The organism is Acinetobacter vivianii (assembly GCF_014635885.1).
Lineage (GTDB): Bacteria > Pseudomonadota > Gammaproteobacteria > Pseudomonadales > Moraxellaceae > Acinetobacter > Acinetobacter vivianii.
The window spans coordinates 79,661-88,595 of the sequence record NZ_BMDR01000012.1; the positions used below are offsets into that span (position 1 = coordinate 79,661).

The following is an 8,935-nucleotide window of genomic DNA, read 5'->3' on the forward strand; positions in this document are numbered from 1 at the left end:
AACAAATTATTTGTATAAAGTTTAAACAAAATATAAATATTCCCAAGAAATTTTATAATACCTACACAAAATTCATAGAGGGCTGAAAATACCACCCCTCTATGATTCAAACGATTTTAAAACTTAGCGCGGAGGGTTAACTTCATGTTCCGTGGCTCGCCATAACGATTCGAGTCTGTTGTTAAATATGAATAATATTTTTTATCCAAGACATTATTGGCATTAACAGCAATCGTAATATTTTCACTCAATGGATAGCTTGCCATCAAGTTAACCAGTGCATAGCCTTCCTGTTTTGCAGGTTTAGAGCCATAACGTCCGACTAACCACTCACTTTGATAATTTACTCCACCACCCACAGTTAAGTTGTTGGGTAACTTATACGTCGCAAATAAACGAGCAATATGTTCAGGTGTAGTTTCATTGAAAGTTTGGCCCTGCTTGGCGATATCTTTTTTATATTCTGTTGTATTGTAGGTATAACCTGCTGAAAGATTTAAATTTGGTAATACTTCTCCACGTATTTCGGTTTCAATCCCTTCACTGATCACCTCGCCAGCAGAGGTATTACAATATCCTTCTCCACCATTAAAGGCACACTGCCCTTTACTACTCTGATCCTGAATAGCTCGATTAATTTGATTTGTTCTAAAAGCTGCAATTGATGCGATCAGTTTATCGTCATTAAAGCTTCCTTTCACCCCAATTTCGTAGACATTACCCTGAACTGGATCAAGCAATTTTTCATTACGATCTTTGACATTCTGCACAACGAAGGTATCAGTGAAACTCGCATAACCCGTATATGTATCATTAAAATCATAAGTTAAGCCGACATAAGGTGTCCAAATATTATCTTTTTTATAATGAACAGCACGACTGTCGACAAATTTACCCGTCACATTACTTTGATATTCTGAATCATATTTAAAATTACTTTCTCGGACACCCGTAATCAACTTGAGTGAATCAGCCAAGTTCCAACGTGTCGTCAGATAAAGGCCCGTTTGCTCAGTTTGTACATACGAACGGCCGCCATCTTGATCATAACGTGGCGCGGCATAAGGTAGTCCATAAGGATCAAAGTCAAACACATTCACTTGCATTTGCTCAACACCAACGGGTTTGGTATTGGCTTGGCGATCCCACAATGAACCATCCGCCATCATGGTATCCCAGCTGGTCCATTGTCCAGGTATATCGCTTTTCTGATGATTGATCCCCGCGACTAGTTCATGTTCACGGCCTAACAAGTTAAATGCACCTTTAGTAAAGAAATCAAACACATCAAGTTGCTGATTATAACGATAGCCATATTTGTTGATCGTCGCCTTTGGATTACTCTTATCAATCGCACCTGTGCTAGCAAAGGCAAGGCTGGTAAAGGCCATGTCCATATCAATATCAGCTCTTAAATAACTCCCCTTTACCATCCATCCATTTTCGAACTGGTGGGTCAAATCAATAAAGGCCTGGCTATTTTTCTTATCCCAAAAGTCTCGGTAATCACAACCACAGTTATCTCGATCCAGTCCAATATCAGATCCATCTGAATAACGAGGCAAACTGTTCACTGGCACCGCATGTTCTTTCTGTTGGGAATAGCCAAAATTAAGTAAAGTGTTTTTTGTCAGGTCCGCGCTGATAATTCCGTAAAGTAAATTACTGTCGCGCGTAACGGCTTTCATCCATGAATCACCATCTTGATAAGCTAAAACCAGTCGCCCTCTTACTGTTCCTGATTCATTTAAACGGTTGGAAACATCGACTTCCCCACGGACTGTATTCCATGATCCATAACTCACTGCACCGCTAGCATGAAAATCAGCCGTTGGCTTTTTACGAATCAGATTCACCGTGCCTGCGGGTTCTCCTGAACCTTGCAACAAGCCCGCTGCCCCACGTAAAACTTCAACGCTTTCCAACATAGCCATATCGGGTTTTGACGAAGCGACATTGGTTGCATTGACGGCTACTCCGTCGTACTGCATCAAATTAGAGTTCCAGCCATCCCCCATGTTGAACCCACGTATCGAGAAGTTGGTTCGTTCAGTATTGTCCCCCGTTAGAATAATCCCTGTAGTATTTAATAAAGCTTCCCCTAGATTCGTTGCCCCCATATCTTCCATTTGTTTTTGTGTAATCACCGAGACCGACTGAGGGGTTTCCTTAACGCTTAAATTGAGCTTGGTCGAAGTACTGGCATTTTTCTTGGTGTAATTATTTTCCAATGAATCATCTGCTGTAACTACAATTGTAGGCAAAATATTGGTCTGTGCTGTTGCCGCCTCCGTGGCAGCATAGGCTGTTCCAACCCAACACGTATAAAGTGCCAGATAAATTGCACTTTTTGGAAAAATTCGATATTGAGAGATAGGACGATGCATAAGATTCTCCATCTAAAATGAGAATCATTATCTTTATATTTTACACTTACACAACGATTATGTTCATATTTTATGCATTATTTTCTGCTTTACCTTATCAATACTTTCAATAAAGGAAGTATCAACTTTTGTTCAGACATCACGATCACAGTTAAAAACCTTGAATCAATAATAAAATCGGCACTTCCCTTGTTATTCTGAAACAGCCCTAGACTTCAATCTTAATGCCAGCAAAAGACCAAAGATTAAAAACACCGCAACCATAAAAGTGATGCCCGTCCAGCCAAAATTTTCCCAGACCAACCCACCGCTACTGCCCAATAAACTTGAACCGATGTAATAGCAGAGTAAATACAGCGAGGACGCTACTGCACGGTATTGCACAGCCTGCACCGAGACCCAGCTACTTGCGGTGGAATGCGCGGCAAAAAATGAAAAAGTAAAAATAATCAGTCCGAGCAGAATCGTCCAAAGAGAAGGAATTAAAGTAATCAGTAACCCTAGCATCATTGTCAATAACAAGACTGGCAATACCTTATCGCGACCATATTTAAAACCCCATTGCGCGGCTTTAGGTGAACTGTAAATTCCTGCCAGATAAGCAATCGAAATCAGGCCAATCCATGTTTGTGAAAGATTGAAAGGTGCTTCCAGCAAGTGATAACTAATATAGTTAAATACAGTCACCAGACAGCCCATCAAGATAAATCCTTGGGCAAATAAAATACGTAATTTTGGATCTTTTAAATTCTGCTCAAAAGCTGCCTTAAAACGGGAAAAGCGGAATGGATAGGGTTTGAAATGCTGTGATTTTGGTAATAACAAATAAAATAAACAGGCGATAATGAAATTGATAAAACCAATCGCATAGGTCGCTGCTTGCCAAGAGATAAAATCAACCAGCACCCCTGCAATCAAACGCCCGCCCATGCCCCCAATCGCAGTGCCTGAAATATATAGCCCCATCGCAAAACCAATATCTTTTTGCGCAATTTCTTCACCGATATAAGTCATCGCTACAGCAGCAACGCCGCTAACAGCCAAACCAATAAAAACACGGGTGGTCAGGAAAATTTCCCAAACCGGAAAAGAAGCGCTCACCAGCAATAAAATTGAGACCAAAAATAAGGCAAAGACCATGATCGGCTTACGGCCAAAACGATCAGAAATAAAACCGGTGAATAGCAGGCCAATCGCAAGCGCAACGGTTGAAAAGGATAATGGGAAACTACTGTGAGTGGGTGTCACATGAAAGAATTCTGCAAAGATCGGCATCATTGGCTGGACACAGTACAACGATGAAAATGACGCAAAACCGGCAAAGAACAAGGACCATAAAATCGCAGTAAACGATTTTGAACCATACTCGATATGGGTTGGGCGCAACACTGATTCAGACATGAGGACTCCTTATGCCCAATCAGTATACGCCTTCAGCCGAAATGCGGAATGATCATTTCGGCGATTTTTACCTATTGTTTAAAATAATGCTTTGGGTAAACGAATCTGGATAATTTCATTATCATCAGCTTCTTTGGCATTGCGTCCCGATGAACCAGGGAAATTATTGTCATTCAATACGGTCAGGGTCGTACCATTTTCAATAATCACATCTTCAATGGTCTCAAACGGGAAAGCAAAAACTTTACCTGTACCAATATCCCCTGCTCGCGCTGTGCCGTATAGCGCATCTGGATTGGCAATTTTCATCAAGTCGACCAGATCTTCACGCTCTACCGTTTGTTTCGGTTCATTGAACTTAATCCGAATCAGCTTTTTATGTCCGCCGAGATTATTTTGGCTGGCATCACGCTCAATGATAATGCCTTCTTTATCATTAAAGAGTTGAAAATCACCAATGTTGGTGGCTTTACTGTCCAGCTCAAACCAATAATAAAGACCTGTATAAGCTTTTTTCTGAATATCAAATTGGGAAATTAACAAGCGTCCAGTTGAGTCATTGAGCAATGGCTTTTCCAGTAATGGATATAAATACTTGCCATCTGGTGAAATTGCCATCCCCTCGAAACCACTACTCCGTCCAACCAATGGCTCAACATAATTGATATTGGCTTTGTTGAGCTGGTTTTGTGGTGAACGTAATTCTTGTGTCGGATTCAATGGATTTGGCAATCCAATCGGCGCATCTAGCAACACACCGTCTGCTGAGAAATGCAGCAAATAAGGGCCAAACTCATCGCCAATCCAGTAACTTCCATCTGCGGCACGTTGCATAGATTCTGGATCAAAATCCGCCCCAGTCAATAAACGGTCCGTGGTATTACCATTGATGATTTCAAAAGGAATCAATTTATTCGGATCACGTAACTGAATAAAATCTTGCACAGTCACCTGCCCTGTACCTTTACTCTTGGTTTTAAAGTCTGCTTTGATTTTATAAATACGCAATAAGAAATCGGCTGAATTGTCTTGTGTGCCAAAACCATTGTCTGCCATCGCCATATAACTGCCATCATCATTTTTTAAAGCAGCGGAAAACCCTTGTACGGGTTGCCCTTTAAATGGCGGATAAATCCCATTGGCACCGCTCACAGCTTTACCCGAGTCTGGGCCAGCCGCATAAGTGGCTACAGGAAGTTTGGCAAAAGAGACTAAAGTAGGCTCGGTCACTTTTTCTGTAGGTGTGGTCTGATCTTGCTTATTATCATCATTACAGGCAACCAGCCCAAAAGCTGTGCAGCACATCACAGCCAATAAGGTTTTCTTGTTCATCATTTTATTCGTTTGGTAAAAAAATCATGCAAATTTAAGCAAGCTTTGATGACGTTTTTACTGCAATAGCATGAATTCTTTATGGCGGAAAGATGACAACTCATCCAAAACAAGCGCCAACCGAAAACTAATGTAAGTTAAAACGTACAATACTTGGAGTGATTGGCGAATATACACATTATGCACTATCCACTAATATTTGAAGCATAGAGAGACAGGATGTCTCATTCAGAAGAACAAGAACACAGGATGTGGTCGTTGACAGGAGTTGGCGGCAAGAAACCAAATATGAAAAGCCTCGACAGGATGTCGGGGCTTTTTTATTGAACTAGCATTTTTCTTAAGACATAAAACTAAACGATTTAACTTACTATTCTGCATTGACTCTCAACGCCTTGCTACCTACTATCCGCATGTTTTATATATGATGGTCAGTCTTTTTTTACGATGATAATTTACAACAAATTTTGCTTTTCTCGGTTTCAAATTACTTTTGTCAAATTGAGTATCATCCTTTTCAGTACCTATTTAACCGTTGCGTGTACCAGTACTCAAGGCCCTTCGGTACGCCAATCTCAACAGTTTGCAACGGGCATTCAGAACGCTTATTCCGTTCCGTCGACCACCGCGAATCGCGTTGCCCCCATCATTCTAAAAACAGCGGAAAAACATAATATTTCACCCCATTTATTGGCTGCACTGATTCGCCAGGAATCTAGCTATAGAACTTTTGCACGATCTTCTGCTGATGCGGTTGGTTTAACTCAGGTTCGTCCAAAATTCTGGCAACAATTTTGCCCAGGCGATTTGTATGATGAACACGTCAATATTAATTGTGGTGCCTATATTTTAGCGAATTACTATCAATCGACTGGAGACTGGGCAAAAGCCTTGGGTTATTACAATGTTGGACCGACAGGCTATCGAAGAAGCCCATATATGCGCCAACAAGCTGAACGTTATGCCAGCTCAGTCAAACGACATGAACAATCATTAAAAGAAGCTTTATAAAATTTGTCAGTAAAAACCTACATCGGTTGGGGTGATTGGCGAATATCCAGTTCGTTTTCCATTCATTAATATATGAATTATACAGAGACAGGATGTCTCATTCAGAAGAATAAGAACACAGGATGTGGTCGTTGACAGGAGTTGGCGGCAAGAAACCAAATATGAAAAGCCTCAACAGGACGTTGGGGCTTTTTTATATGACTTTTAAAAGAATAAATACAGTAAAACAACTGCTATTGACTCACCTAAAGCGAGTGCATACCATCCTAATAATTTTATTTTGTCTCGGGTCTTGGTTTTGCAAATCGTCTCTACATCATCGAATCAAGGTATTGCTTCTAACGCACTCGGCTCAATATTTTTAAAGCTTAGTCTTATCGTCATCGCGGTGAGCCTTTCTGCGTGTAGTAGCTTAAGTGGATCATTTGCAAATCGCTCAAATCAGCTCTCGTCTGGTTTACAAAATGCCTATTCTGTTTCCCCAAACACGGCAAATCGTTTATCACCCATGATTATTCAGAGTGCTGAACGTTACGATGTTTCGCCAACTTTACTGGCTGCCCTGATTCGTCAGGAATCCAATTACAATAGCGCTGCCCGCTCACCAACAGGTGCAATTGGGTTAACACAAATCATTTCTAGTCATTGGCGCCAGTCTTGCCCAGGCGATCTTTATGATGAAAATGTCAATATTAACTGTGGCGCACATGTCCTCTCAACCTACTATCGATCAGCGGGTAGCTGGTCTAAAGCTGTAGCTTATTACAATGTCGGCCCTACAGGATATCAACGTAGTTTCTGGACGCGCCATAAAGGGAAAAAGTACGCTCGCTCGGTTAAACATCACGAAAAAACGTTAAAGAAAGCACTTTAAAAACAATCAAAAATAAAAAAACCATGCGTGTATAGCATGGTTTTTTTATTGGCTAAATAATGGAATTAAGCTTCGTCAAATAAACCTTCAAATAAAACTGAAGATAAATAACGCTCTCCACTATCAGGCAAGATTACCACAATGGTTTTGCCTGCATTTTCAGGACGCTCTGCAATCTGCGCTGCTGCAGCCAATGCAGCGCCACTCGAAATACCGACTAAGATCCCTTCTTGAGTTGCACATTTTCTTGCCCACTCAATTGCATCGGTACTATTCACTGGTAACACTTCATCCACCAAATCCAAGTCCAGATTCTTAGGAATAAAGTTTGCGCCAATGCCCTGAATTTTGTGCGGTGCAGGTGTAATGCTCTCGCCACGTTTGGTTTGGGTAATAATTGGTGATTCAGCAGGTTCAACTGCAACTGAATACAGTGGCTTATTTTGAACTTGCTCAAAATAACGTGAAATCCCAGTAATGGTCCCGCCCGTACCAACACCTGCTACTAGAATATCCACTTGACCATTGGTTGCCTGCCAGATTTCAGGGCCAGTAGTGTCTGTATGAATTTGTGGATTCGCTGGATTTTCAAATTGTTGTGGCAAGAAATATTGTTCAGGATTTTCAGTAGCTAAACGAACAGCCTCATCCACCGCACCTTTCATTCCTTTGGCAGGATCAGTGAGGACCAGATTTGCACCTAATGCTTTTAATACTTTTCGACGTTCCAAACTCATACTTGCAGGCATGGTCAGGGTAATAGGATAACCTTTTGCCGCTGCCACAAATGCTAAGGCAATCCCTGTATTACCACTTGTCGGTTCAACAATATGCATGCCAGCTTTCAGTACACCGCGTTTTTCCGCATCCGCAATCAAAGCAGCACCAATACGACATTTCACTGAAAATGCCGGATTACGGCTTTCAACTTTTGCTAAGACAGTTGCACCTGTTTTAATAAGACGGTTGATACGCACTAAAGGTGTATTACCAATCGCTTCGGCATTATTTGAGTAAACCGCGATACCTAAGTTAGCAGGTGCTGGAAATTGCTGATCAGTTGACATGTTATTTCCTTATTAGATTTAAAATGATTCTCAATCATTATAGGCTTGTGAGCCAAGGAGGAAAGTAGAAAACGTTAAGATTTATGAAAAGTTTTTCCCATATTTATAGCTTTCTTCACCGATTATACGCCCGTAAACCATGAGAAAAATACATACTCATCGGACGTTTCATAAAATATCTCTACCTCATTCCAATCTGCTGTTAATCCTAATGCTAATTTTAGATGTGAAGAAATAGGTAAAGTAAAACTTTCAACTGGAGTAACCTCCGCACCATTATGATAAATTCCCCAACGATCAGAATATTTTAGATTTTTCGCATTCTGATTTTTCTTTATTAATTTTTGAATAGAATATACTATCCATTGTGTTTGTTCTTGGACTTCTAATTCAGTTAGTGTTTTAAAATTAGCTTTCTCTAATATAGGTAATAACCAAATATCAAAAATATTTTTTAAATCTGCTGTAGTTGTTTCAAGAATATCCCATTCTTCATAAAAATGAAGTTCATGAATAAGCAGTGTTATAAATGCTTCTAATGAATTCAAACCTTGTGATTTTCTACAAATAAAATAGACAGCATCACACATCCCTTCATCAAAAGTCCTATATTCAATTCGATCAATGTGTACGCGAGTAGAATTAGATAGTATATTTTCTAATTGTTTAAGATTTAATTTAAATTTTTCTAATGAGATTTCATCCATAACATCTTCTTAATCAATCACAACCATATAATTAAAATAAATATAGCACAAAAAAAACACCCCCTCTGCGTTAGCGGAGGGGGTGTTTCTAATTTAAAAGCTGGCGATGACTTACTCTCACATGGCAAGTGCCACACTACCATCAGCGCTAAGAGG

At 40.2% G+C, this 8,935-nt stretch carries 7 protein-coding genes; 2 read left to right on the forward strand and 5 right to left on the reverse strand.

Features of this window, described 5'->3' with window-relative positions:
- Positions 1–116: 116 nt before the first annotated feature.
- From IEV36_RS17675 to IEV36_RS17685, 3 genes are all read right to left on the reverse strand, one after another.
- On the reverse strand, positions 117–2,387 hold the full coding sequence (locus IEV36_RS17675; RefSeq protein WP_005255633.1) for a TonB-dependent siderophore receptor: 2,271 nt from the start codon (positions 2,385–2,387) through the stop codon (positions 117–119).
- A 192-nt stretch (positions 2,388–2,579) separates the two neighbouring features.
- Positions 2,580–3,788: an MFS transporter gene (locus IEV36_RS17680; protein WP_005255635.1), complete on the reverse strand. Its 1,209-nt coding sequence runs from the start codon at positions 3,786–3,788 to the stop codon at positions 2,580–2,582.
- 78 nt (positions 3,789–3,866) lie between these two features.
- The gene (locus IEV36_RS17685; protein ID WP_032863818.1) at positions 3,867–5,120 is read right to left on the reverse strand and encodes an esterase-like activity of phytase family protein; all 1,254 of its coding nucleotides are present in this window, start codon (positions 5,118–5,120) and stop codon (positions 3,867–3,869) included.
- 447 nt (positions 5,121–5,567) lie between these two features.
- Here IEV36_RS17685 and IEV36_RS17690 point away from each other — a divergent pair, with 447 nt between their 5' ends.
- Both IEV36_RS17690 and IEV36_RS17695 read left to right on the forward strand, forming a co-directional pair.
- Positions 5,568–6,131, forward strand: a complete 564-nt coding sequence (locus tag IEV36_RS17690) for a lytic transglycosylase domain-containing protein (protein ID WP_005255639.1) — start codon at positions 5,568–5,570, stop codon at positions 6,129–6,131.
- Between the two features lie 355 nt (positions 6,132–6,486).
- Entirely contained in the window at positions 6,487–7,005 is a 519-nt protein-coding gene (locus tag IEV36_RS17695; protein WP_188393556.1) for a lytic transglycosylase domain-containing protein, read from the forward strand.
- Positions 7,006–7,070: 65 nt separating this feature from the next.
- Here the strand turns inward: IEV36_RS17695 and cysK are convergent, their stop codons facing one another.
- On the reverse strand, positions 7,071–8,072 hold the full coding sequence (gene cysK, locus IEV36_RS17700; protein WP_005255642.1) for a cysteine synthase A: 1,002 nt from the start codon (positions 8,070–8,072) through the stop codon (positions 7,071–7,073).
- A gap of 122 nt (positions 8,073–8,194) precedes the next feature.
- Positions 8,195–8,779 (reverse strand): hypothetical protein, encoded by a 585-nt coding sequence (locus tag IEV36_RS17705; RefSeq protein WP_005255643.1) that lies wholly within the window; start codon positions 8,777–8,779, stop codon positions 8,195–8,197.
- Positions 8,780–8,935 lie beyond the last annotated feature (156 nt).

Excerpts from the sequence above, each read along its gene's own strand:
- IEV36_RS17675 (WP_005255633.1), bottom strand. The coding sequence starts at position 2,387 with ATGCATCGTCCTATCTCTCAATATCGAATTTTTCCAAAAAGTGCAATT.
- IEV36_RS17680 (WP_005255635.1), bottom strand. The coding sequence starts at position 3,788 with ATGTCTGAATCAGTGTTGCGCCCAACCCATATCGAGTATGGTTCAAAA.
- IEV36_RS17685 (WP_032863818.1), bottom strand. The coding sequence starts at position 5,120 with ATGAACAAGAAAACCTTATTGGCTGTGATGTGCTGCACAGCTTTTGGG.
- IEV36_RS17690 (WP_005255639.1), top strand. The coding sequence starts at position 5,568 with ATGATAATTTACAACAAATTTTGCTTTTCTCGGTTTCAAATTACTTTT.
- cysK (WP_005255642.1), bottom strand. The coding sequence starts at position 8,072 with ATGTCAACTGATCAGCAATTTCCAGCACCTGCTAACTTAGGTATCGCG.
- IEV36_RS17705 (WP_005255643.1), bottom strand. The coding sequence starts at position 8,779 with ATGGATGAAATCTCATTAGAAAAATTTAAATTAAATCTTAAACAATTA.